The sequence below is a fragment of the Sphingobacterium nematocida genome (assembly GCF_900168125.1).
GTDB lineage: Bacteria > Bacteroidota > Bacteroidia > Sphingobacteriales > Sphingobacteriaceae > Sphingobacterium > Sphingobacterium nematocida.
On the sequence record NZ_FUZF01000009.1, the window covers coordinates 27,636 to 53,492 of the forward strand.

General features: G+C 41.5%; 17 protein-coding genes. 13 read left to right on the forward strand and 4 right to left on the reverse strand.

Annotation, left to right across the window (positions count from 1 at the left end):
- Positions 1-153: 153 nt before the first annotated feature.
- The 8 genes from B5X76_RS10820 to B5X76_RS10855 all read left to right on the forward strand — a co-directional run bounded on the left by B5X76_RS10820 (position 154) and on the right by B5X76_RS10855 (position 11,279).
- Complete coding sequence (locus B5X76_RS10820) at positions 154-603, forward strand: GNAT family N-acetyltransferase (protein WP_079643136.1); 450 nt, start codon at positions 154-156, stop codon at positions 601-603.
- Positions 604-789: 186 nt separating this feature from the next.
- Positions 790-1,386, forward strand: a complete 597-nt coding sequence (locus tag B5X76_RS10825; protein ID WP_079643137.1) for an RNA polymerase sigma factor — start codon at positions 790-792, stop codon at positions 1,384-1,386.
- 129 nt (positions 1,387-1,515) lie between these two features.
- On the forward strand, positions 1,516-2,757 hold the full coding sequence (locus tag B5X76_RS10830; protein ID WP_079643138.1) for a FecR family protein: 1,242 nt from the start codon (positions 1,516-1,518) through the stop codon (positions 2,755-2,757).
- Positions 2,758-2,851: 94 nt separating this feature from the next.
- Positions 2,852-6,154, forward strand: coding sequence for a SusC/RagA family TonB-linked outer membrane protein (locus B5X76_RS10835; RefSeq protein WP_079643139.1), 3,303 nt, complete (start codon positions 2,852-2,854; stop codon positions 6,152-6,154).
- 16 nt (positions 6,155-6,170) lie between these two features.
- Positions 6,171-7,604 carry a RagB/SusD family nutrient uptake outer membrane protein gene (locus B5X76_RS10840; protein WP_079643140.1) on the forward strand — a complete coding sequence of 478 codons (1,434 nt, stop codon included), beginning with the start codon at positions 6,171-6,173 and terminating at the stop codon, positions 7,602-7,604.
- A gap of 2 nt (positions 7,605-7,606) precedes the next feature.
- Entirely contained in the window at positions 7,607-8,314 is a 708-nt protein-coding gene (locus B5X76_RS10845) for a DUF4843 domain-containing protein (RefSeq protein WP_079643141.1), read from the forward strand.
- A 9-nt stretch (positions 8,315-8,323) separates the two neighbouring features.
- Positions 8,324-9,772: a PKD-like family lipoprotein gene (locus B5X76_RS10850; protein WP_079643142.1), complete on the forward strand. Its 1,449-nt coding sequence runs from the start codon at positions 8,324-8,326 to the stop codon at positions 9,770-9,772.
- A gap of 19 nt (positions 9,773-9,791) precedes the next feature.
- Positions 9,792-11,279 carry a redoxin domain-containing protein gene (locus tag B5X76_RS10855; RefSeq protein ID WP_079643143.1) on the forward strand — a complete coding sequence of 496 codons (1,488 nt, stop codon included), beginning with the start codon at positions 9,792-9,794 and terminating at the stop codon, positions 11,277-11,279.
- A gap of 83 nt (positions 11,280-11,362) precedes the next feature.
- Here B5X76_RS10855 and B5X76_RS10860 read toward each other — a convergent pair whose 3' ends face one another.
- The 4 genes from B5X76_RS10860 to B5X76_RS10875 are packed head-to-tail and all read right to left on the reverse strand — an operon-like array spanning position 11,363 to position 16,210.
- Positions 11,363-12,415: a dihydrodipicolinate synthase family protein gene (locus tag B5X76_RS10860; RefSeq protein WP_079643144.1), complete on the reverse strand. Its 1,053-nt coding sequence runs from the start codon at positions 12,413-12,415 to the stop codon at positions 11,363-11,365.
- Positions 12,415-13,434, reverse strand: coding sequence for an NAD-dependent epimerase/dehydratase family protein (locus B5X76_RS10865; RefSeq protein WP_079643145.1), 1,020 nt, complete (start codon positions 13,432-13,434; stop codon positions 12,415-12,417). The genes B5X76_RS10860 and B5X76_RS10865 overlap by 1 nt, the downstream gene beginning before the upstream one ends.
- 11 nt (positions 13,435-13,445) lie before the next feature.
- Positions 13,446-14,684 carry an Nramp family divalent metal transporter gene (locus B5X76_RS10870; RefSeq protein WP_079643146.1) on the reverse strand — a complete coding sequence of 413 codons (1,239 nt, stop codon included), beginning with the start codon at positions 14,682-14,684 and terminating at the stop codon, positions 13,446-13,448.
- Between the two features lie 5 nt (positions 14,685-14,689).
- Positions 14,690-16,210: a PQQ-dependent sugar dehydrogenase gene (locus B5X76_RS10875; RefSeq protein ID WP_079643147.1), complete on the reverse strand. Its 1,521-nt coding sequence runs from the start codon at positions 16,208-16,210 to the stop codon at positions 14,690-14,692.
- A gap of 378 nt (positions 16,211-16,588) precedes the next feature.
- Here B5X76_RS10875 and B5X76_RS10880 point away from each other — a divergent pair, with 378 nt between their 5' ends.
- Genes B5X76_RS10880 through B5X76_RS10900 form a run of 5 tightly spaced genes read left to right on the forward strand, consistent with a single transcriptional unit; the run spans position 16,589 to position 25,834 of the window.
- Positions 16,589-19,759, forward strand: coding sequence for a SusC/RagA family TonB-linked outer membrane protein (locus B5X76_RS10880; protein WP_079643148.1), 3,171 nt, complete (start codon positions 16,589-16,591; stop codon positions 19,757-19,759).
- A 9-nt stretch (positions 19,760-19,768) separates the two neighbouring features.
- Positions 19,769-21,625 carry a RagB/SusD family nutrient uptake outer membrane protein gene (locus B5X76_RS10885; protein ID WP_139375278.1) on the forward strand — a complete coding sequence of 619 codons (1,857 nt, stop codon included), beginning with the start codon at positions 19,769-19,771 and terminating at the stop codon, positions 21,623-21,625.
- A gap of 34 nt (positions 21,626-21,659) precedes the next feature.
- Positions 21,660-22,058, forward strand: a complete 399-nt coding sequence (locus B5X76_RS10890; protein ID WP_139375279.1) for a hypothetical protein — start codon at positions 21,660-21,662, stop codon at positions 22,056-22,058.
- Positions 22,059-22,070: 12 nt separating this feature from the next.
- The gene (locus tag B5X76_RS10895; protein WP_079643149.1) at positions 22,071-23,054 is read left to right on the forward strand and encodes a DUF4466 family protein; all 984 of its coding nucleotides are present in this window, start codon (positions 22,071-22,073) and stop codon (positions 23,052-23,054) included.
- Between the two features lie 20 nt (positions 23,055-23,074).
- A complete protein-coding gene (locus B5X76_RS10900) occupies positions 23,075-25,834 on the forward strand; it encodes a hypothetical protein (RefSeq protein ID WP_079643150.1) in 2,760 nt (919 codons plus the stop codon).
- The last annotated feature ends 23 nt before the right edge of the window (positions 25,835-25,857 follow it).

Below are 25,857 nucleotides of genomic sequence, written 5' to 3' on the forward strand. Positions count from 1 at the left end.
GATTCAAAAGTAGAGCAGAATACGCGACTACGGAATAAGCTTTCGACAAAACGATTTTATTTTTCGGTGAAATCGGTAAACGAGGCGGTGAAACATTCTGTATGTTTGCAGAACAATGCAAGTGTACGGCTCGTCCAAAACGTATAATATAATATGATCAATATCCGAAAAGCTAATGCAGCAGATTATGACCGATTGATGGAAATCTGGTCTAGCGCTGTATTGGCGACACATGATTTCTTAAACCCAACGGACTTTGAATTGTTCGCTACGCTTATCCCTACAGAGTTCTTTCCGCAACTGGAGGTATATCTGCTGGAAAGGAACGGTGAGATTGTAGCTTTCTTTGCCGTATCGGCTGATAATCTGGAAATGCTATTTGTCGATGCAGCCTGCCATGGACAGGGGCTAGGAAAGATAGCTGTACGTTATGTATTGGACCGTCTTCAGGTGTACAGGGTAGATGTAAACGAGCAAAATCCACAGGCTATACAGTTTTATCTACGCATGGGCTACGCTCAAAAAGGGCGCTCCGAAAGGGACGGAATGGGCAAGCCTTATCCGTTACTGCATCTCGAATACGAGCCTGTACTGGATACTTAGTATCTAAACCATTTGCGATAGCTTCAGTATTTTATAAAGAATAGACTAACTAGCGTCGAATGGTACAATAGACTGCAAAGCACAAGAAATTTTATTGCTTTTGACTTTTTTTAGAAAGGCATATTTATTTATACCCACATTTTATATAAGTTTGCTGTACACTAAACAGGTTAAACAATAGGCAATATGACAGATCAGGAGCTAATCGAACTCTTACAGCAGGTTGCGGCTGGAGATGAGCAGGCTTTTAAATCCCTGTTTGACAGCTTTAGGCCTAATATATTTACAACCGCGCTACGTTTTACCAACAATGAATGGATGGCGGAGGATATTGTACAGGATACTTTTGTGAAAGTATGGCTTAATAAGCAACTGTTGCCCACTTTGGATAATTTTGAGGGCTGGCTCTATATTTTAGCTAAAAATATAACGCTGAACGTCTTAAAAAAACGAGATAATTATAAAGCATTCTACCAGGAAGAAGCTAAAGATGCGCTGCTACGTTATTTTCCTGAAGCAGATTATCTAGTACAGGATAAAGAGTTTCAAGATATGCTACAGCAGGCTATCCGAAGGTTACCTCCAAAACAACAGGAGACTTATAGGTTAATTAAAGAGGAATATCATAAGCGTGAAGAAGTAGCCGCTTTACTTAACGTATCGCCTGAAACCGTTAAATGGAACCTCGATCAAGCTATGAAATCTATTCGTGCATATTGTGTTTCTAACATGAAAGATATCCCATTTGTCCTTCTTCTACATTTTTGGACAAAATATTTTTAGTACGTACCCCCCCAAAGGTATTTTCCAATTGTCTTTACTTCAAAGCGACCCAAAATTCAGGGTTATAAACGAAAATTATAGAAACTATAGCCCAATGATGGGCCTTATAGAAGTACATACAAAGATGATATGGAAGACGTTAACTACGATCGCATAAAATATTTGATAAAGCAATGCATGCTGCAAAGTGAAACTGCCGAGGAACGTGAAGAACTGATTGGTTATCAGGATTCACAGCAGCATCAAGAATCTATTCAGAAGGCACTGGTCGAAGCTTTTTATATGCAAAAGCCACTTACGGATATAAACAGTGGCCAACAAGAGCAGATACTGGCGGCTATAAGGCAGTTGGATGCCAAGCCTGCTATTAAACCTCTTTGGAAACGGGTTCTCCCTTGGGCTGCAGCAGCGATCTTGCTACTATGCAGCACCCCTTTGTTATTCAAAAAGGATAAGATTGAAAACAACCTTGCTCAAAATGTAGTCTCTAACATTGAATGGTCCTCTATAGACACCGGTGATTTGCACAAACCCTTTTCAAAAGATCCTAAGCCTGCCGAAGAGAAAGCTATTTTAACCCTTGCTGATGGACACCAGGTTGATCTAGCGGTCCTCAAGGAAGGAGAGTCTTTTACCCGTGGAGGTCTTAAAATAGAAAAGCTAGAACAAGGGAATCTGGCCATTGTATTTGAGAATACAAATACGGAACTCGCCAATAACAAAATGAATAGCATCAGTACCCCCAGAGGTGGATTGTATTGGGTAACCTTAGGAGATGGGACTAAAGTGCAGCTTAATGCTTCTACAACACTTAAATTTCCTTCTCGCTTTACAGGAAATCAACGTGAGGTATCGCTAGAGGGTGAGGGCTATTTTGAAGTTAGTAAAGATAGATTGAAACAGTTTGTCGTCAATAGTGGTAAAGCAGATAGACAGCAACAGGTCATCGTCTATGGTACCGTATTTAATGTGATGGCCTATCCCGAAAAGTCTCATACAGTAACCACCTTATTGGAAGGTTCTGTAAAGGTGGTCGCTGGCACTGCGAAAAAAGAATCGTTTTTAGTTCCCAACCAACAGGCTACATGGGGCACAGGAAACCTTCAGGTTCATAAAGCGGATCTTACGGCAAATTTAGCCTGGAAAAATAAGCTATTTTATTTTGCCGACGAAAAGCTTGAGAATGTGATGCTCGAAATCGCACGTTGGTATGATGTGGATGTAAGCTACAAAGGAAATGCACCACAGATTAGTATATGGGGACAAATTTCGAGGGACAAGACACTCTCTGAGGTACTGGATATACTAGCCCAAACAAATGATATACGTTTTGATATAAGCGGAAAGGAGGTAATGGTGCGTATGAAGTAAAATTTACCGAGGTAACCAGTCAAAATATTTTAAACAGTACTAACAATGCAATAGAACTCTTCATTCTGTTGCCAATTTAACTAACCAAAAATTGATGAATAAAGTTTTTAAGAATGCAGGCAAATGCTGTATACTAAGTATACTCTTGAGCTGTTCTTCTATCCAGATCGTATATGGACAGACTGCTAGAGTAACAATGGAAGCAAAGGACATCACGCTGAATGAATTATTGTCCGAAATCCGAAAACAGACGGGATACGATTTCGTATTTACGTCGTCCAAACTTGACTTCAACCGAAAGGTAAGCCCCAAGTTTAAGGACGCACCTATGCAGGCTGTGCTAAGCAATTATTTCAATGCCAATGCCGGGGTTATTTATATTATCAAAAATAAAACCATCGTCCTTATTGACGAGGACAAAGCACAGGATAAGATTGTGCAGGGACAGGTATTGTCTGCCACAAACAAGCAACCTATAGCGGGAGCGACCATATCTATTAAAGAAAAGAAGATAAGTACAAAAACAGATGCTCGAGGCAATTTCCTATTAAATATACCCGAGTATGCCCAACAGTTGGAAGTCAACTTTATGGGATATAAAACAGAGCTTGTGCCTATCACAGCATCTGTAAAATATGAAATAGCGCTGGAAGAATCTACAGAGGATATTGATGAAGTGGTGGTAACGGGGATATTCGAACGTAAGGCCGAGAATTTCACTGGCGCAGCAAGAACTATCTCTGGAGAAGAACTGAAGAAGATATCCACTAATAATATTTTTGCAGGTATTTCTGCTATTGAACCTTCCTTCCGAATACTTCCAAATGACGTACTAGGTGGTAATATAAACCAGCTGCCAGATATACAATTAAGAGGGCAGAACTCATTACCTAATTTGGGAGGGGAGCTAGCGTCAAATCCGAATCAACCGCTATTTATTTTGGATGGATTTGAAGTGGGACTGCAACGGATCGTGGATCTCGACATGAATATGATCGCTTCTATCACTATTTTGAAAGATGCGTCTGCAACAGCAATTTATGGATCGCGCGGTGCTAATGGTGTAATGGTTGTAAACACTATCGCTCCAAAGCCGGGTAAGATACAAGTAACCTTAAATAATGACTTTCGTTTATCCACCCCTGATTTATCCGTATACAATTATCTAAATGCAGTAGAAAAGCTGGATTTTGAACAACGTGTAGGCGTCTATAACTCTGACTTTGATCAGACAAAATATAGATTGGATAATCTATATAATGAACGATATAAGAATACACAACGCGGAATCGATACCGATTGGAAAAAAATACCAACTCAAATAGGTTACAATAACCGTACGTCCGTAAATTTGCAGGGCGGAGATGAGCATATTAGGTACGGAATACTTGCCGCGAGCGATCTCCAGCAGGGAGTGATGAAGGGACAAGACCGCAAAAACTATTCGGGGCAATTCGACTTAACATATTTAGTTAATAAGCTACAATTTAAAAACTCCATCAGAGTATATCAGAATATAGCCAACGAATCGCCCTACGGAAATTTCAGTACTTACCTAAATATGAATCCGTACTGGACTCCATATGATGTAGACGGTAACGTTCAAAGGTACTTAGAAAACTATACCTTTATCGGTCAGTCTTACCGTACGACAAACCCGATGTATAACGCGACTTTGCATAGCGTAAATCAGAGCAAATACATCGGATTCACGAATAATTTTCAAATTAGATATAATCTAACACCTTCACTTTACATAGAATCTAATCTAGGATTAACCAGACAAAATGGAGGGACGGACCAGTTTTACTCGGCAGATGATAGCCGCTTTGAGAATACTACGGACATCAATAGGAAAGGATCGTATACGGATCGAAATGATGAATCATCGTCCTATGAAAGTGTCACAAATTTAAACTACAACTTCAAGCGGGCAAAGCATCAATGGTTTTCAACCGCTTCCTTTAACATGTCCAACAGTTCCAATGCGTATACCGAAATTGTCGCAGAAGGGTTTCCTTATGACCGCTTGGACAACCTACTTTTCGCCAACCAGTACCAACAAAATGGCAGACCTACTGGCGATGAAAGTACCGTAAGAAGAGTAGGTCTATTATACAGTGGAAACTATAGCTATGACAATCGGTTTTTGGTTGATCTATCGGTTAAATACGACGGTTCATCACAATATGGCACTGACAAGAGGTTTGGAACATTCTGGTCAACTGGTTTAGGTTGGAACATTCACAACGAAAAATTCTTTCAGCAAAATGACTTTGTAAACCGCTTAAAACTTCGGGGTAGCTACGGTACCACAGGATCGTTAAATATACCGGCCTATTCGGGACAGACAAGATATAATTTTGGGGTAAGCAGTGGCTATTATAATGAATTAGGAGCTAACATAGGCAATCTTGGGAATAAGCTTCTGAGTTGGCAAACTGTTTATAAACTGAACTTGGGGTTGGATATCATGTTGCTTAATGAACGTCTGGATATACGTCTGGATGCATATAGAGATTTGACAAATGACGCGATAACCCAAATTACGCTGGCACCATCTACGGGTTTCTCTTCTTATTCCGAAAATCTGGGTAAAGTAGAAAACAAAGGATTTGAGTATGCAGTACGGTATAAAGTCATCGAGAACAAAAACACAGGAACAGTTTGGTCCCTGTTTGTAAATGGATTTACCAATCGCAATGTGCTTAAGGAAATATCAAATGCGCTCAAAGCATCTAATGATCGCCTCAACGAAAATAATGTAGCGCAGACCGTTCCTAATATCCTGTTGCAGGAAGGCAATTCAATGGACGCGATATATGTTGTACGGTCGCTCGGTGTAGACCCGATAACAGGATCCGAAATTTTTATAACAAAAAATGGAGAAAGAACTTACGATTGGGATGCCTCGGATAAAGTTGCTTTTGGTGTATCTATACCTAAATGGAATGGCAATTTTGGAACAAATTTAAATCATAAAGGATTTGAACTAGGTGTCGTATTCAACTACCAGTTCGGCGGTCAATTGTATAATCAAACGCTGATCAATAAGGTGGAATCTGTCATTCCTTCAAACAACGTGGATAGACGAGCCTATGATCTTGGGTGGACTGGCCCTGGAGATATTAGTCAATTTACAAGAATTGGGCTTAATACGATTCCTACTCGACTTACGTCCAGGTTTGTTCAGGACAACAACAATTTAACTTTGAGTACGTTATCATTTGGCTATAATTTTTATAGACAAAATTGGGTCAAGAGGGCGGGCTTAAGAAGTTTCCAGCTCACAGCACTGACCAATGATCTGGTTCGATTTAGTTCCATAGAAATTGAAAGGGGCACAAGCAATCCATTTGCAAGAACTTTCGCATTATCCATTCGAGTGGGTATTTAAATTAAGGAGGAAAAATATGAAAAGTAAATTTAAATCTATTCTATATATATCGGTCGCCATGCTGACATTATCTGGCTGTAACAAGTACCTGGATGTCGCACCTAAATCTAGTATTCCCGAGGAGGAAATGTTTTCTTCTGAAATCGGTTTTAGACAAGCTTTGACCGGTGTATACTCGACGCTAGCGAGTCGCTCGCTGTATGGCGACAACCTAACGATGGGCTTCGTCTCGGCACTAGCGCAAAATTACAATACTTCGGGTAACGGAACAGCACCGCTCTTTGTACCTACCCGTAATTATGATTACAGCTCTGATCAGGTCGTAACATACACCAATCAAATCTGGAAAGCCGCATACAACGGTATCTCCGGAGCTAATAATATTATAAAATATGCCGAAATTAATCGATCCGTGCTGACCGAACAATCCTATAAGCAGATTTTGGGCGAGGCTTATGCCTTACGCGGGTTATTTCATTTTGAAGTTCTCCGTCTTTTTGCACCGTCGTATACCATAGGCAGTAAAAGCAAATCCATACCTTATAAAGTCGATGTAGATAAGTATTCCGTTAGCCCATCCACGGTAGAGGAGGTTCTGGATTTCATTATTAGAGATCTCCAATCGTCCGAAAATCTGCTAAAACAGGTGGATCCCGTGCTTTCAAATACCATGGATAGACGTTATAAGATGAACTATTACGCAGTCAAAGCTGTACAGGCGAGAGCCTATCTCTATAAAGATGCGACGGCTGAAGCTTATAAAGCTGCAAAAGAAGTAATAGATTCGGGCAAGTTTCCATTTGTAACAAAATCTGCGGTAGCTGCTGCTGCTGGAACTAAAGATAGATTGTTTAGACAGGAATTGATCTTCGCTATCCGAAACCGTGATATTAAAACCTGGGCAGAAGATCAATACTTCACTTTTAGAGGCAGCATTGACTACCGTCTGACTAGACCCGATGCAGATCTAAGATCAATATACGAATATACAACTGTGGGACAGGATGATATACGCTATAAGAATCTATTTGAGGACAATCAAGGCTTTAAGTTTCCGTCTAAATTCTGGCAAACTTCTACGACAACGATAGATAGTCTCCGATTAGACCAAACTGTTCCTGTGGTACGTATGAGCGAAATGCGATATATTATTGCAGAGACGGCACCTTCGCCCCAAGAGGCACTCGACATGCTGAATACGGTACGACTGGGGCGTACTGTTATAGCACTACCTTCAAATCCGGCAAATCTGGATAGAAATTTTATTCAGAACGAGATTACTAAAGAATACCAAAAGGAAATGTATGCTGAGGGACAATTGTTTTACTATTATAAAAGGTTGAATAAAACAAGCATACCATTCACACCTAGCAATCTATCGTTTGATACCAAGTTTTATGTTCTTCCAATTCCTCAGGACGAATTGGAATTTAATCCCAATTATAACTAGTTATGAAGAAGAAATATATTATAATATGCGTTTGCTTATTTGCTCTATTGGGGTGCAAGCAGGAGGAGATCATGGTGTTTGAAGGCAAAGACGCCATGAGCATATATGTCGATCAATATGAAGCAGATAGTACATCCTTCTCGTTTGCCTATTATCTTCAGGATGTAGTAAAAGATACCGTATGGATAAAAATACGTGCTCAGGGTGGCGTAAGACAAGAAGATAGAACCGTAGAAATGCAGACCGTAGAAGGTACTACGGCATCAGAGGGAGTGGATTTTCAACTACCTGCCTTTACATTCAAAGCCGGTAAAACCACTGATCTCTATCCTGTAGTGCTACTGAGAAACGAAAGTTTAAAAACGCAAACTAAAACTCTTAAAATCGCTATTAAAGAAAATCAGTATTTCGAGAAAGGTGCACCTGGTGAAGAATTAGCGAAAACGAATAGCCTGCGTTATTACACCATTCATTTTAATGATTTCTTGTCAAAACCTACTTATTGGTCTTCATTGGAAAGATATGTGGGCGTGTTTTCTGCTGTAAAGTTTCAATTTATGTTCTCTGTGTATGGTTCTGATTTTGATTTTGCAAGCCTTTCCACTGCGGAGCGGTTAAACATGCGGTTACGTTTACGTACCGAATTAGCCGCTTATGAAGCTAAAAACGGGCCATTGTACGATGAGAATGAGATAAGAGTAACCTTTTAATCTAAAACTATGAGCAATAAAATTAGTACCCTATTTCTATTATTGGCCTTAGGCCTCTGGGGCTGTAAAGAAAATGAACTAACTACTTACAAGCCTATTCCTGAATTGAGCATTGCGGCGCTGCCCGCAAATTCATTCACTGTTGCACAAAAGGAAAACTTAAAAATAATACCGGATATAAATGGACTAGAGCAGGGAAAGGAATACCAATACGAATGGAAACTGTTTGATGATGGCGCAGAAAATATTCTATCTACGGACAAAGATCTGGATGTTGGTGTAAATTTTCCTGCGGGAAAGACTTATAGCTTTGTATTCTCTGTGAAGGATGTATCTACAGGAATTAAAGCGATTAGTCCTTTATATTCATTAGATGTTACAGGTGCTTTTCCTCAAGGTTGGTTAGTAGGCAATAACGTAGGAAATAAGGGACAGATGTCGTTCATCCGAACTACGGATGACAAGGTATTCTTTCAGCCATTGGAGGATATTAACCAGACTTCCTACACGAGTAAATTAACCTATGTAAAATCGGGGGTGATTCTTGACATATTCGGGCGTGGTTTTAAGCAGTTGTTATACTTCGCAGAGGACGGCTTACGGGTTTTCGATCCCGAAACAATGCTACAGATCTCGGACAACAACGAATATTTTTACGATCAAAAGCGTTTTCAATCTAAACCAGGTTATGGAACAAACTACTACAACCTAGACCAGTATCTTGTAAGTGAAGGCAATTTATATGCCGCGAATGGGCCTGGTTTTGCTGGTGCTACTGACTTCGGTAAATTTTCGGACCGCTTTGAGGGCGATTATGACTTGTTTCCATACGTGTTTAGAGATAATTTTCTGTATGCTTATTTCTACGATAACAAAAATAAGCGCTTTGTTTCTACCGCGTACAACACCCGGGAATTAACGTATCCAACCTCTCAAGCCGGAATGTATAAGCTGGATGCTGTTGGTAAAACAATGGTCGCGGCAGACTACACGATCGGTGGCGCATTTGGAGCTTACGACTTCATTGGATTAATGAAGGATGATGCAAATGCCTACTATGTGTATTTGTTCAAGTTCTATACGGGCTTAGGTAAAGGTGAGTTTTATGCGTTATCCAATGCACAAGAAATAGGTCAAATGACTGCCTTTGCGGGAGCAACTAACTCGGCGAGGGGGTACTATAGCTCTAAGAATAAAATCTATAAAATCTCTGGTGCGAACGGCTCTGTGGAGCAAATCTATACACTGAAAGAGCCTGGAGACATCGTGGATATGCAAATGCTGAGGGATGGTGATGATGCCGATCATGTACTAGCTGTAGCCGTCAATAATGGCGGCCAGGGCCGGGTAATTTATGTTTATCTCGACGAATTTGGTAACGTCGATACTAACAGAGCTGATAAAATATATACGGGCTTTGGTACGATAACAAATATTAGCTATAGAAATCCTTCATAGACTATAAAATACAAACATCATGAAAACAACAATACTTACGATAGGTTTAGCTGCATCTCTGCTCTTAGCTAAAGCCCAACAAGGTGCGGTGCGAGTCGAAAGCTTTAAAGGTAAACTGTCTGCATTATCTACAATAGAAGATCAGAAAGAGCTAAAAAACAGACTTTCAATATTGAGCAATAGCAAATCTGAGGATGATCATTTTTTAGCTATTGAATATTACAAAAGCAAAGGCGAGGAGGAAAAAGCCGAAGCCTTAAACAAGAAATCAATAAAGCAGTTTCCGCAGGGAAATCTGGCATTTCAACAAAGACTCGCAGCCTTTCAGGAATTGACAGGTCTGGAAGAAAGGGATCGGGCTTTTCAAAAGTTGAGAGCTGAGTTTCCGAACCAAAGCTATTATATGATAGGTAGTATGATGGCTTCGGAATATGCGGCGGCTGGAAATGATGCCAAAATGAAAGAGTATATTGATAGCTATGCTGAGTCGCTAAGCGATGGTAGAGGAAACAAAATAGACAAGAGAACGCTATATGGTCAGGTTGCTACTGGTCTGATAGCTAAAAACCCTGATGCTGCCGTTAAGTATTTAAAAATGGCAGTCGATTATGCAAAAGAGTCTATGGATGAAATAAATACGCCATCACATCCGCGCTATAATCTTTTGGCGCGAGCACAAGGTAATTATTATGGCGCAATGACTTCGTATTTGGGAGCGCTAACACGAGGAAGCAATCCGGAAGAAGCATATAAGCAATCACTAGCCTTGTACAATGAGGTTAAAGATGGTGAAAATGCTAATGCAATCACTTTGGCAGAAAGTGCTTATACTAATGCTTTAATTACAACCAAGCGCTACAAAGAAGCTTTCCCGTTTATAGAAAAGGCTATAAGATCGGGGACGGCCTCGTCGGTGGTCAAAGAAAATCTAAAGAACGCCTACATAGCTAAGAACGGCTCGGAAATGGGATACCTAGAGTTTGAAAAAGCCGTAAATGCAGAAAGGGATGCCTTGGCACTTAAAGAGGTTTTAAATAAAGCAATATCAAAAGAGGCGCCTACTTTTGAGCTGAAAGATGTGGATGGTCACACTGTTAATCTAGCTGATCTAAGAGGAAAAGTCGTTGTCCTTGATTTTTGGGCTACTTGGTGTGGACCATGTAAGGCGTCATTCCCTGCTATGCAGAAGGCTGTAAACAAATACAAAGAAGATCAAGGGGTTAAGTTTTTGTTTTTGCACACCTGGGAGAAGGGAAGCGGTGATGCTACTGTTGGTGCTAAAAAATATATAGTTGATAACAACTATAGTTTTGAAGTATTGATGGATCTACGAAACCCTGAAACAACAGAATCGGCGGTAGCAAAGGCTTATGGCGTAAGTGGCATACCTACAAAAGTGGTTATTGATCCAAAAGGACAGATACGTTTTGTCACCTCCGGGTTTTCGGCTGATGAAGAGAAAGCTGTGAACGAACTCTCGACAATGATCGAATTTGCTCGAAAATAATTATTTAGTGCTATTTATACCCTTTTTGTACCATAGATAGCTAAGATAACATAGGCCGTGGATGATACCACGGCCTAAAGTTTTTATGCTAAAAATGAGCGAACAAAATCATCGTCATTCAGGTCTGGATAATCGCGATATACCCGTTCAATTTCTTCTTTTTGACCAGGCGACAGGGTTTCGTTCGGATTGAGGCACCAGATACCTTTCATCAATCCCTGGCGGTGTAGCACCTGGTGTATTCCAGGGATGCAACCGTGGAAGTTATGAGCTGGATCGAAAAAAGCGGCATTACTGTCTGTTACGGCAATGGCTTTGCTCAGTAGATAGTCTGCACTGGTAGTAGATGGCTCTGTTTTATAAGACTTTATTTCTTCTAAGAGCCTGACCGCTTTTTGTGTCCATACGGCCCAATGGCCCAATAGTCCACCTTTGAAGTCTATATGGATTGTTTTGCCCGCCACAGGAAACTGATAGGTGGTCATGAGGTCATTGACGATGTTGTCATCGTTGCCGGTATACATGGCTATCTGGTCGTGACGTCCCGAATTAGCAAGTGCACGCATCACATCTAAGGTCTGGTATCGGTTGAAGGAAGCACATTTGATGGCTACAACATTCTCGATGGCTACAAATTTGCACCAAAAATCATAGCTGAAGATGCGCCCACCGACGGAAGGCTGTAGGTAAAATCCAAATACAGGGATTACTTGTGCGACTGCACGTACCCGATCTAGGATAGCCTCTTCGGTCCAACCCTGCAAACCTCCCATGCTTAACAGGCCAATATCATAGTTGTATTTTAGAGCCGTATGCGCCTCTTGTACCGCTTGTTCGGTAGGTCCGCATATACCGGCGATACGAACGAATGGCCGATCCAGATTGGCCTTGTCAATCTCTTCGCTGGCCCATTTGAGTACAGTCTCAAACAGGTTGATCTGTGGATCACGAATCTCAAACTGTGTGGAATGTACGGCTACAGCTATACCTCCTGCGCCGCTGGCCATATAATAGCGGGTGAGTAAACGTTGGTGATATTCGTCTATACTTCGGTCCTCGTGCAAAGCAAGGGGATGGGCAGGAATAACGGTGCCTTGCCAGAGGTGCTGTCTGAGTTGTTCTTTTAGTTCTTTCATTAGAATTTTCCTTTCCTTTCTTGAAAATGTGTGTCTTTGCTCCATAGTTCGCCACCTTCAGTCATCCATTTGGCCGTAATCGCTATGGCTTCGCGTATCGTGGTGCGGGGGTATCCAAATAAACGGTGACACTCGGAGGCATTATTCAACAGGGCAGTGCCCGCCGATTGTCCGGTGAATAACGGTTGGGTACCAAAATGCTCGCCAAAGCGCTCGGCAATCCAACGTGTGGATAAGATCTCTGGTCCTGTCACGTTCAGCATTTTGGCCGGTGACTGGCAATGAAGTAAGGCGCGTAAGGCAATCTCGTTCGCATCGCCCTGCCAGATAACGTTGACATTCTCGGAGGTGAGGTCTATGGGTTGTTGGGCTTTTACATTTTTAGCGATCTCGACCAATACGCCATAGCGGAAATCAACGGCATAGTTGAGGCGGTAGATCAGTGTGGGGGTACCATTCTTTTTGGAGAAGTATTCGAAAATACGCTCACGGCCTAAGCAGGATTGCGCATACTCGCCTATGGGTTCGGGACTGGTCTCTTCCGAAACACCGGCATCACTGATCGGTACAAAGGGAAGTACATTGCCCGAAGAGAAGGCGACAATGTTGGAGTTCTGGAAGTGAGAAGCTACCATCCCCGGAAGATAGGTATTCATCGCCCAAGTGAAATCTTCATTGCCCGTCGTACCAAATTTATGTCCTGCGAGGTAAATTATATTCTCAACCTGTGGCAGTTCTTTTAACTCGTCTTCGTTAAGAAGATCGCAGGCGATGGTATGGACGCCCATGTTTTCAAGTTCTTCGCGTAGCTCGGTCGTGGAGAATCGGGATACCCCGTATACTTTTTTATCAACTCCGGCTGCTTTTATAGCTCTAATCGCGGCCTTAGCCATGCTAGGTCCCATCTTGCCACCAATACCTAGAAGCATGATATCACCTTTGATCTGTTTGATATCAGCAATCAGCGCTGCCGAGGGAGCGAGTATTTCGTCTTCGAGTTGTTGTAATTTATTATCCATCTCTTGTGTGTTTATTTTAGTAATAGATTGTATAGGTTGCTGAATGCTAAGGTGATCAGGATCAGTAGACCGAGGATAGCCCATATTTTGGTCAATGGTTTGTTCGATTGATCGCCCATAAGCCCTTTATCGTTGGCGATTAGAAACATGACGACACCTATGATTGGGACTAGAAATATCGTGATACTCTGTGCAAATACGATAAGCTCGAGTGGGAGTCCGTTGAAAATCAGCGCAATGGCGGATCCAAATATCATGACCAGAGAAATAAATAACTTGACCATAGGATGGTTCAGGTTATTGCCATAACCGAAGGTGTCTCCCAATAACGAACCGCCCAATACAGCATTGCCGATGAGGGAGGAGAAGGAAGCACCAAAGAGACCGATGTAGAATAGATGCGAGGCATAACTACCCAATAGAGGTTCCAAAGCTTTGCCCATCTCTGCAGCAGAATTGAGTTTGACACCTTGGGGATGCAGGGTATTGGCCGCACATACCATAACGGCAGCGCTCATAATACCCAGGATAAATATGCCTACACGGCTTCCTAAGATCTGTCGCTGGGCAGTTTCTGTATTAGCCGAAAGTTTCTTACGGGACTGTACGAGGTAGCTTTGGTAAAAGGCCCCTACGATCGAAAAGCAGGAAGCGGTAAATGCAATAACGAGTCCAATGGATCCTGGCGGGATGCTAGGTATAAAACCTGCCGCTAGATCGGCCCAGGCCGGTTGTATCATTACGGCAGTGGAAAGGAACGCAAATAGCATAATGATAATGAGCGCAAGCATCAATTTTTCTAACAGCACATAAAAGGATTTGAAAAATAGGAGCAGAATACCAATGACATTAAACACAACGATCCACATTTTGGGATCACTGCCTGTTGCCTCGGACACGGAGAGGGAGACTCCCGTAGCATTGCCGGATTGGAAAGAGGTGGCTACCAGAAATATGCCCAGACCGATAATAATAGAGGTAGGTTTGCCAAACTTATTGCGTATTAAGGTCAGCAGGGACTCGTCGCGCGCTATGCCTATGCGGGCACCCATATTGGTAAATACCATCATGAAGGAAATAGCTACAACGATGATCCAAGTAAGCGCAAAACCGTAATCTGCACCCATTTTGGAAGTAATGGTCATTTTACTCGGTCCGAATACTAGAGCTGCTGTAATGATGCCGGGACCAAGGATAGACAGCCATCTCTTGGCTAGGGAATTTTTGCTTGTATTGTGTTGTTGCTCCATGGCGGTTAGCGTAAGGGTTTCAGGTTATTTGTTTTAATTAGCGTGGCTTTATTGCCAAAATTGCTGCGGATATAATTGCCGATGGCAATGATTTCTTCGTCTTTAAGGAAATGGAAAGCAGGCATGGCGCCTTCGTACTTTACGCCATTGATAGCGGTCTGTTGCATGCCCTGTAACAGAACTTTTAGCAGTGCTGTCTCGTCGCCATTGACCAGTGTAGACTGGGCTAGAGGAGGAAAGGTATTATCCAGTCCCTTACCATCGCTTTTGTGACAGGAAGCACAGTAGGCTTCGTATAGCTGCTGCCCGTTCTTGACCTCCACGGGAGCTTTTGTTACGTTTTGCGGCTTAATAGGGGTGCCTACGGCTTTATCGCTTTTGCGCAGGCGATAAATGATGTCGTCCTGTGGCTTTGGAAAACCTTTTTGGGGATTCCAGTCGCGATTGCTGGAACAGAAGTAGATATCGCCATTAGGCAATGTGAGTACGGAACGTAGACGCCCAAGTTGGTCGGCAAATAAGACCTGTTCGTCAATAATCCGTAATCCATCGTTAGACAGCTTGAGAATGCGTAAAGATTGGTTCTTGAGTGTAGCTAAAAGTAGGCTATTCTTCCAATCGGGGATTACGTCCGAACCGTAGTATGCCATGCCTGAAGGTGCAATGACAGGGGTCCAGGAACGGATGGGCTCTTCTCGTGGAGAAAGTTGGGCAATAGTTTTTTCGGACTCGGTATCTATTTTGCCTTCTATCTGGGGCCAACCGTAATTTTTTAACGGTAGAATTAGATTGACTTCATCTTCGATCGCATCGCCATGCTCGGAGGTGTATATTGTTCCCTTTTCATTGTGTGTGAGCCCTTGCATATTACGGAATCCCCAGGCATAGACGTAGCTTCCTGAGATAGGATTGTCTTTGGGGAGGCTTCCATCTAGGTTGAGCCGTAAAATTTTTCCGTTTAAGCCGGTACTATCCTGTGCATAGGTATCGATGGCGGCATCGCCGGTAGCCCAATAAACCTTCTGATCGGTAGAGACGATAATTCGGGAGCCGTTGTGCCCGGTATTCCCCGGAATCTGAAGCAATAGTTTGGGCGTAGAGATCTGACCTTCCTTGCTGTAATTGTACCGATATAAATTGGAATAGATGGAACTGTCTTTCTTACTGGTGTAGGAGAGGTAAAGATAGGCCTGCTGTCCTTCTGGCTGGTAAAGAGCCATACCTAATAGTCCTAGTGTACGTTGATGGTATACATCGGTGAGGCTGTCGACCAGTGTGACCTTTTTGCTTTTGATATCAAGACGTTTAATATTCCCGCCGATTTCGGAAAATAGGATTGCGTCGTTTAGTCGGTCGTATTGAAGATCCCAGGGCACATGTAGATCGGAAGCTTCTTGGGTTAAGGAAAGAAGGGTGTTTCCGACCTGTACTGCACTAATAACGGGAGTCTCTTTCTCTTTATTGCCGCCACAGGCGGAGAGAAAGGCTATTGCTGCTAGTAATAGGGTGTATCTATTCTTTATCATGTGGTTTAAACGGCTACAATGCTTTAATACATTTTGGTTGATTCAAAGCTAATGTATTTGAAATAAATATACAAAAAATAGTATAAATTGTATACAATATTTGTTTTTAATAAAAAGCCAATTTTACAAAATGCCCTTTAACAAGCTTTCGGTGCGGTTTTACTTATTCTATGCTTTGTAGCTTGACGTTATGAATTGTAAAAAGTTAAAAAAAACATTTGATTGTATACATAATATACATATAATTGTATTCATTATGATATCAATCAAAATGACAACCAAGGATTATCCCGCGTGTTTGTTTTGATTTTTTGGCGTGAGCCAATGTAACTTAAGAATTATAAATCGTTAATTTTAATCATTTTAACCTGAGTATCGATGAAACTAAAGCAGTTTAAAATCAGGGATGTTGTAAATAGGAATTACCTGCTATTGGCGGTTCCATTTATTACATTAAGTGCTCTAGCCAGCACGAGGTCAGCGATCCACAAGGATAACACCTCTTTATCTTCCGTCCTGAATTCGTCAGGATCTTTAACCAATTTTCAACAACAGCTAGTCGGGCAGGTATTGGATGAGTCGGGCAGACCGGTACAAGGAGTTGAGGTCAAGAACCTTAAAAGCTCCCTAGTTACTGTCACGGATGCCGAGGGCAAGTTTCGCTTGAGCGGATCTGCTTCGGACAAGATTCAATTTAGTTCAATCGGCTTCAAGAGCAAAGTGCTGGACGGCACAAATGTGCAGGCGGTGGTGCTGGAGGCTAGTGAAAGCGAACTGGAAGAAGTAGTGGTCGTGGGCTATGGTACGCAACGTAAATCAAATATTACCGGTGCGGTGTCCAGCGTAAAATTCGATGAGAAGACTACTAGTAGAGGCCTGTCTAATATTTCACAAGCACTGCAGGGAGCAATACCAGGCCTGGCTGTTAGCCAAAATTCGGGGATGGCTGGTAATAATGCTGCAGATTTATTAATCCGGGGGTTGGGCACCGTTAATAGTGCCGGCCCTTTGATCGTGGTAGATGGAATGCCCGATGTAAATATGAACCGTCTTAATGTTAACGATATTGAGAGTGTTACCGTGTTAAAAGACGCCTCTTCGGCAGCAGTGTATGGATCCCGCGCGGCAAATGGAGTTGTGTTAATTACCACAAAATCTGGAAAGCTCGGAACTAAAGCTAAAATATCGGCTTCCGGAAATTGGCAATTGACCAAGCCTACGCAGTCATTTGATTTTGTGACGAACTATGCAAAAGCTATGGATGCAACCCAAAGAGCGGAAAATTTTAATACTTTATCCTCAAATTTCAATTATAAAAATGGTACTATAGATGAGTGGCTAGCTTTAAGTCTGATAGACCCTAAATTGTACCCTAGTACAAACTGGTGGGATGTTGTTCTAAGGGACGGGCAAAGTAGCAATTATAATGTGTCCATCACTGGTGGGGGAGAAAAAAATAAATACTATTTATCGGCAGGTGTATTAGATGAGAAGGGAATTCAGATTCGAAATGATTTTAAACGTTATAATACAGCACTGAATTTTGAGACGGGTGTTGGTAACAATATAGATGTTGGCTTGCGTTTTTCGGGAAACTGGTCGAAATATCAATATAATTATGAAAATGGTATGACTGCTGATGGACCAAGTGGCGTGGATTTGTTTGCTTCGACGGCAGGAGTTTTGCCTTATGATCCGGTTACAGGCTATTACGGTGGCGCTATGGCAGCAGGTGAAACTTCGTTGACGAATAATATCTATGCCGATTATATGCGTAGAAACCAGAATAATATGAACCAAAAACAGGCTTTAATGAATGGCTTTGTTGGTTGGCGACCATTTAAAGGCTTTTTGGCAAAAGCGGAGTATATATTAAATTATGATACACGCTTTCAATGGAAAGCTGATCTACCTACTACATTGTATAATTTTCAAACGAATTCGTTCAATAAAATTCTAGTCGCAGATAATGAAGGCATATCCAATATCAATAGAGAAAACTATAAGACGCAATTGAACTTTAGGCTAAGTTATGACACCAAATTTGGTGAGGATCATGATTTTTCGGTATTGGGTGTGTACAGTGAAGAATATTGGAATAACAGGATTTTATCAGGTACAAGACGTCAACGAATACATCCGGACCTAACCGACATTGATGCGGGGGCACAGGATGAATTCCAAACGGTTGGTGGCTCTACCAGTACGGAAGGCTTACGCTCTTACATTGGACGGATGAATTATGTGGCTTTTGGAAAGTATTTATTTGAAGGAAGTTTTCGGGTAGATGGTTCTTCTCGCTTTTTGCCTGAAAATCGGTATGGATTTTTTCCGTCGGGTTCGGTAGGTTGGAAGATTTCGGATGAAAGCTTCTTTCAAAATATTAAACCTGCCATTGGGTTGGATTTATTAAAACTTCGTGCATCATATGGAGCTCTTGGAAATAATAGCGGCGTAGGATTCTATGAACAACAAGAAAATCTGACAAAGACTTATTATTACTGGAATCAATCGGTGGTAACAGGTTTGACCAATAAAAAGCTAATTAACTATGAACTAACTTGGGAAAAAACAAGTGCACTTAACATCGGAATGGACCTTGCTTTCTTTAACAATAGGCTGACGGCCGAGTTGGAGTATTACAACCGTAAGACTATAGGAATGAACAGACCTTCCGATATTTCGATTCATTTGTCAAGCGCTTACACTCCAGCGCCAAGACGAAATATAGGTGATATGGTAAATAGGGGTGTTGAAGCAAATATAACCTGGAACGATAGGTTTGGAGATTTGAAATATACGGCCAATTTTAATGTAGGTTATAATAAAAATAAATTGCTGTCTTGGAATGAGAAATTACAGCGTGGGCCAGCGTTTATTGATATGCCATTTAATTTCGTATATGCGTTTGAATCATTGGGAATTGCGCAGACATGGGAAGATGTGTACAAAGCTGCCCCACAAGGTGCTGCGCCGGGGGATATTCTATTAAAAGATGTAAATGGTGATGGTCGAATTGATGCGACTGACCGAGTAGCATATCCGGAATATCAATTGAGTAGACCTAAAACCAACTTTGGCTTTAATGGTAGTCTAGCTTGGAAAAACTTCGATTTTTCTTTTATATTACAAGGAGCTACTGGGCGGAAAGAGTTTTGGATGGCTAGATCAAACAGCAATTATATTGGAAGGAATAACCAAGCGATAACTACAGATCAGATGGATAACACCTGGAATCTGGATAACAGAGATGCAGATTATCCACGACTGATGATCAATGGAGCTGGTGCGCCGGGTAACGCCTATTTGAGTACGTTTTGGCTTCAGAATTTGTCTTATCTACGCGTTAAGAACCTACAGTTGGGGTATACTTTTAAGCAAAATGTACTTAATAGAATCGGAGTTGGAAACGTACGAGTATTTGGATCAGCAGATAATCTTGCTGTATTCACCAAATTTACCGGGTTGGATCCGGAAAAAAGCTCTTACGCGAATGATGCTTATCCCATCACAAAGAGCTTTGTATTTGGTTTAAATATTGATTTATAGACTTTATTTATGAAAAATATACAATATATAAAAGCATTGTCTTTTCTGTTATTAGGATTGCCCTTGCTTATGACAAGCTGCAGGAAAAACTTACTGGACCAATATTCGGAAGCGGATCCGAGTACGAATACATTTTGGACGAGGCCTGAAGATGCGAGATTGGCTCTCATTGGTAATTATGCTGCATTCCGACCTTGTTTTGAACGGGATTATCATTTCGATGGTCATGGTGATTTTTTAAAAATGTGGAATGTAGGAGCAGCTCCGATTTCGATGACGGTCAATAACCCAAGCAGTTATGGTAACGGTGCGTCTGCATTATATCGTGCATTGTATGGCAGTATAGCAAACTCTAACTATATTATTGAAAATGCAAGAGATAGATTGCTCCCTAAAGCTACAACACCACAAGCAAAAGCGACAATAGAAACTGTTATTGGCGAAGCTAAATTACTAAGGGGAATAGCTTACTTTAGATTGATTTCATTATGGGGCGATGTTCCTTATATGTGGAAAGGTTCTCCTGCTCCAATTGACGCCGATACCATCTCTCGGATGCCGATTACACAGATTAAAGACTCCATAATGGCAGATTTTACGTATGCTGTCGATCATTTACCAGAAGATCCTGTTGAAGTAGGAAGAGCTGGAAGACCTGCAGCTTATGCATTCCGTGGTAAGATGCAGTTGTATTGGGCCTCTTGGAAAAAGAATGGTTGGCCGGAGTTAGAAGGATTCACGCAGTCTGCATCGGAGGCACAAGCATCATACGCGGCGGCTGCAGCAGATTTTAAGAGTATTATTACGAATCCTAAAATGGCTTTGTTTAGAAATGGTGATCCAGGGCAGTGGGGAGAAATGGGAAAGGCAGATATCTTGCCTAATTACTTTTACATGTTTATCCCATCGACAGGAAATGTATCGACTGCGAACCCTTATTTGGGCGGGGAAATGTTAATGGTGCTTACACATGGTGATATTGCAGCAAAAGGCCAAGCGGAGGAGTATGTACGGGTATGGACTGGCCCAGGGGTGGCTCTGTCCCAGAACCAGGCTATACCACGTTGGGAGCTTGCAGACAGATATCAATCGACTATTACAGGTGATTTTTTACCTAAAATGACACAGTTGAATCCTGGAACCGTAGCGGATGCACGGACAAGACCCAATTCGTCTTTAAACCCTGAGTCGTATCGTAATCGGGACTATCGTATGAAAGCAACCCTATTGTGGGATTATGAAAAAATAATGGGCATGAGTCCTACAGCAGAAACTGGTTATCTAGTTTTTAGATATAAAACTTGGACAGGCAATATTGTTGTAGATGGCGTAACTTATCCAGCCTTTGCTGATAACGGTACTAATCTTTCTGGTTTACAGTCCCGCAAGTTTGTACGTAACTATGCTGGTTTAGCTAGAAATGAAGGTAATTATAACTGGCCTTTGATGCGATTAGCAGACGTGTATTTAATGTATGCAGAAGCTACAAATGAAGTAAATGGTCCTCAGGCTGATGCTATTGAATTGGTAAATAAAGTCCGTAGACGAGGTAACTTGCCAGCTTTATCTGCCGCCAAAACAGCTAATAAAAATGTGTTTTTTGATGCTATAGAGCAGGAACGTATTGTAGAGCTATTTGGTGAAGGACAGCGTGCATTTGATTTGAGAAGGTGGCGTAAACTAGAAACAGTTTTTGGTCAGCCTTATGGTGAGGGTAAATGGTTTTACGACAGTTATGGGGTACAATGGGAAAGGTTCTTTTTCCAGGCGTCTGAACTCGTATACCAACGCTGCTATATCTACCAGATCCCGGAAGATGAACGTGCTAGAAATAGCAATTTATCACAAAATACACCTTGGATGTAATTCTTAGACTGTACATTTAAATAGTTATATACATATGAAATTGAAGCTAATATATATAGGGTTGTTTCTGGGATTGATTTCTTCATCCTGCAAAGACAACTATCCCATTGACGAGGATGGGATGCTTATCACCACGAATACCTCATGTTATGTGAGTGCTTTTGAATTGCTGGGATCTGATTTTTTAACCGTCCGTACAAAGGCGGCTGTAATTGATACCGTGGCGCAAACAATCAATGTAGAAGTTAAGTTTGGTACGGATCTTAAGAATCTTTATCCGCAATTTTCATTGGTATTGGATGCCGCACTCGATCCCAAAATTGTCGGAAAAGAAGATTTCTCAGATTTGAGTAAGCCGAGAGAATGGACTGTGGTATCTGGCAATAGAAAAATCAAGAAGACGTATAAAGTGTTCTTAACTGTTCAAAAATAAGAGGTAGTAGCTATGAAAAGATATTTTAAACACGCGAGCTGGTTGGCCGTAATGGTGCTAGCATGGGGGTTCCAATCTTGTTCTGATGATGGAACTTATGAAATACCTGATGCTAAATCGGGACTACACAATGATTTAATAAAACGATCACTGGGCCCTAATGTTGTAGGTGGAGCAATCGAGTTTGCTTATGCAATGGCGCAATTGCCAACAGAAGGTAAGATCGTAGAAGCATCGGTCGAGGCTTCTATAGGCGGTGCCACAGGGACTGTACTTCAAAATAAATCATTTAACACCGGAGGTAGTGTGGAAATTGGATCTCCATCAACTACAGATGGAAAGCTGACGAAAGTTACCTTTACTAAAGATACATCGGCAGCGACATTGCGCTATAACTATGTTATCCCGGAAGAAGCTAGAGGGAAGTCATTAACGTTTAAGTTTTCGGCAAAATCGAGTAACGGCCAAGTAGTGACGTATGATGCCGGCCCTTACGAGATCAGTAGCATGGATATGGTATTGGACTTGGTGGCCAAAGATCCGAGCGCTGCATACATTTCGATTGCTGATTTGAAACTGTATACAGCAGCGGAAGCAGCAGCTAGTCCGAGCAAAGTTGATTTGGTGTACCTGTACCGTGCTACGCCCGCCAGTTTTGGACATGCATTAGTAGCTCCCGCTACTGACCCGATGTATTTACCTGGTGTAACTTTGCCAACCGGTGTCAGTAATAATACAAAACTAATTAAGGCATTTACAGTACGTGATCAACAACTAGCAAGATTGCAATATGGGGTTTATGTTGATGATATCGATCTTAAGACCAAAGATTTTTCCACTGCACCCAATTTCATAACCGATCTTAGGGCCGAATATGGAGCTTGGGTAGAGACAGCAGATGGCACGTATCGAGCACTTGTATTTATCAATGCTGTAACGAATACTCCAGCTGTTAAGGAAATTAGAATCAGTATCAAAAGATTAAAAGTAAAATAAACTGAAAACAGATTTTTTATATGAGGTTACGTTTAAGTAGATGGTTTACGATATTATTCCTTGGGATTTCTTTATTAGGAACCCAAGGAATAATTGTGGCGCAAGAGGCTAAAATTGAATGGAAAACTTTATCGCATATTAAACAGACCAAAGTGTTGTCTGTTACTGCTGTGGGTGGTACAAAAGGGGTAAGTTTAAAAAGTGGATTTGCTGGTTTTCCGGATAATCAAAATCGTCACTACGATATAACAATCGAATTAAATATTCCGGAGAAAGGCGTTTATATTTTAGAGTCAGAAGGAGCTCCTTTAAATCTAGATAAAATAAAGCAGCAGGATAAATCTGGAATGCAAACTTTGTATGGTCAATTTGAAGCACAAGGCGGAAAAGCTACAAAGCGGATCTTGTTTGATACATTTAAGGGTGGTCGCCAAGAGCTGGGGAAGTTTTCCTTCTCAAAGGGCAAACAGTACGTTGGAATAAGACTTCCTGCTGATTTTCAATTGAATCGAATCGGCTTCAAGCCTTACGTGGCACCGGTGCCCCCTGCCGATGCGGAAAACTACAAGCCAAAAGTAATACCTCCTCCTATGCATCCTCGTCTATGGGTTAATCAGGAGTCCTTACCAATTGTAAAATCCAGATTACTTTCTGCTGAAAATAAACAGGCATGGGATAAGGTTAAGAGTTTGGCCTCAGAAAAAGTTGTATTTGAATACGACTCAAAAGGAGAGATGTTTTATGATGAAAAGTTAGAGAAAGCTATCGAGTCGAAAGCATTTTACTATTTAATGACAGGCGATAAGGGTATAGGAAATGAGGCTGTTAAATTAACTTCACAGTATCTGGATATGTTGGAGTTCGGAAATGTCACTTATGGTGATATTACAAGAGAGCTCGGACGGGCAATTTATACAGGAGCCCTGACGTATGACTGGTGCTACGACCTATTGGATGAAACCGTCAAAGTAAACCTGAGGAAAAACCTAATGCGATTGGTCGACGATATGGAAATTGGTTGGCCTCCGTTTTATGGTTTAGAAAGTATTATCAATGGACATGGTAATGAAGCGCAGGTATGTAGGGATATGCTTTCGTGGAGTATAGCCGTCTATGATGAAGATCCTGAACCGTATAAATATATCTCCTATAGTGTACTAGAGCAATTGGTACCTATGCGGAAGTTTGAATACCAATCGCCTCGACACAATCAGGGAATCGACTATGGCGGGTATCGTTTTGGCTGGGAGATGCATGGCGCGTGGTTATTCTATCGGATGTTGGGGTATCCGGTTTTTGACGATAATATCAAAAACATGCCCTATTACTGGTTGTACATGCGTACGCCAGATGGCAAGATGCTTCGAGACGGCGATATGTTTAATGTGAAGTATAATTCCAACGACGATTTTTACTGGAAGAATCCACAGACCATGTTACTTTGTTATGCGTACTCAGGCAATGCGGTGGTCAAATCCGAATTTTTGAAGCAAGGAGGACTACCGGACAACCCCGTTCTATTTTTATTGCTGAATGACCCAAATCTAAAAGCGGATTATGATCGTTCGGATTTGCCATTGACGAAAGATTTTGGACCTATATTGGGATCCATGGTAGCACGTACAGGCTGGAACGAAGAAAAGACAAGCCGTGATGTGGTGGCTGAGATAAAAGGTGGAGGGTATCATTTTGGGAATCACCAACACGCTGATGCTGGAGCTTTACAGATATATCATCATGGAATTCAGGTGGGGGATCTGGGATTGTATCTTTCGTATGGATCGCCATATGATTTTAACTTTAATAAACGTTCTGCAGCGCATAGTATGCTTTTGGTACGTGATCCGGCCGAGCCGCTCTTGTTTCGTACCAAAACAAACGATGGTGGAACAAGGTTTAGCCAACGATTTCCAAAGACAAAAGAAGAGGTGCTTAATGATTCTTGGTACCACACGGGGGAAATAAGAGCCTCCGCAACAGGGATAGATCCTATTAAGCCAAGTTATAGTTATTTTAATGTGGATCTGACTGCTGCCTATTCTGCAAAGGTAAAATCTTATGCACGGAGTTTTTTATTCTTAAATCTTGGACGGGAGGATATTCCGGCGGCAATCGTACTATTGGATGAGTTGGAAACCAATAATTCTGATTTTACACCTTACTGGCAGATTAATACGCTTAATAAACCCGTCGTGAATGAAGCTGGATTTGTTTTGAACAGCGCCTTTAAAGGAGAAAAAGGTACAACTTATGTGGATATGTTGGCACCGAGCTTCGAAGATAGAAATGTATTGTTACATTCGGGAGATTCGTCTGCGTTTGTCTTCGGTGATTTATATCAAGTGAAGTCACCTTGGCCGGAAGCAAAAGGCACCCGTATTTTGGTTCAACCGAAAGCAAAGGATACCCGCAACAGTTATGCGACAATATTTCAGATGGCAGAAGATGGGGTAAATAAAATGCCTATAGAATGCAAGGAACATCGGGATTACTACCTGATACGAATAGCCGATCGTATCTTGGTCGTGACCAAACCTGATCGCTTTTTGCAAGAAACCCTCGAGATAGCTGTGCCAGATAACGCAGAATATGAAATTGTTGTGGTAGGATTGAAAGATGGATTCTGGAATATCAATAATACGACAAAAAATAGTAAATTTAATATTAATATCTTGAAAGGGAATCATACAACCAGTTGGAAAGCTAAAGGGGAAGTCTTTCTATTAACCCCAGAGCGTGTATATGGAGCGTCGGAAGGTAGGCTCTTAAAGGGATTTTAATTAATGATTTTGTATTCTTAAAT

Bases quoted from the DNA above. Each gene is read 5' to 3' on its own strand.
- B5X76_RS10900 (WP_079643150.1), top strand. From the start codon at position 23,075: ATGAGGTTACGTTTAAGTAGATGGTTTACGATATTATTCCTTGGGATT.
- B5X76_RS10880 (WP_079643148.1), top strand. From the start codon at position 16,589: ATGAAACTAAAGCAGTTTAAAATCAGGGATGTTGTAAATAGGAATTAC.
- B5X76_RS10850 (WP_079643142.1), top strand. From the start codon at position 8,324: ATGAGCAATAAAATTAGTACCCTATTTCTATTATTGGCCTTAGGCCTC.
- B5X76_RS10840 (WP_079643140.1), top strand. From the start codon at position 6,171: ATGAAAAGTAAATTTAAATCTATTCTATATATATCGGTCGCCATGCTG.
- B5X76_RS10835 (WP_079643139.1), top strand. From the start codon at position 2,852: ATGAATAAAGTTTTTAAGAATGCAGGCAAATGCTGTATACTAAGTATA.
- B5X76_RS10885 (WP_139375278.1), top strand. From the start codon at position 19,769: ATGAAAAATATACAATATATAAAAGCATTGTCTTTTCTGTTATTAGGA.
- B5X76_RS10845 (WP_079643141.1), top strand. From the start codon at position 7,607: ATGAAGAAGAAATATATTATAATATGCGTTTGCTTATTTGCTCTATTG.
- B5X76_RS10820 (WP_079643136.1), top strand. From the start codon at position 154: ATGATCAATATCCGAAAAGCTAATGCAGCAGATTATGACCGATTGATG.
- B5X76_RS10825 (WP_079643137.1), top strand. From the start codon at position 790: ATGACAGATCAGGAGCTAATCGAACTCTTACAGCAGGTTGCGGCTGGA.
- B5X76_RS10860 (WP_079643144.1), bottom strand. From the start codon at position 12,415: ATGAAAGAACTAAAAGAACAACTCAGACAGCACCTCTGGCAAGGCACC.
- B5X76_RS10865 (WP_079643145.1), bottom strand. From the start codon at position 13,434: ATGGATAATAAATTACAACAACTCGAAGACGAAATACTCGCTCCCTCG.
- B5X76_RS10870 (WP_079643146.1), bottom strand. From the start codon at position 14,684: ATGGAGCAACAACACAATACAAGCAAAAATTCCCTAGCCAAGAGATGG.
- B5X76_RS10890 (WP_139375279.1), top strand. From the start codon at position 21,660: ATGAAATTGAAGCTAATATATATAGGGTTGTTTCTGGGATTGATTTCT.
- B5X76_RS10855 (WP_079643143.1), top strand. From the start codon at position 9,792: ATGAAAACAACAATACTTACGATAGGTTTAGCTGCATCTCTGCTCTTA.
- B5X76_RS10830 (WP_079643138.1), top strand. From the start codon at position 1,516: ATGGAAGACGTTAACTACGATCGCATAAAATATTTGATAAAGCAATGC.
- B5X76_RS10875 (WP_079643147.1), bottom strand. From the start codon at position 16,210: ATGATAAAGAATAGATACACCCTATTACTAGCAGCAATAGCCTTTCTC.
- B5X76_RS10895 (WP_079643149.1), top strand. From the start codon at position 22,071: ATGAAAAGATATTTTAAACACGCGAGCTGGTTGGCCGTAATGGTGCTA.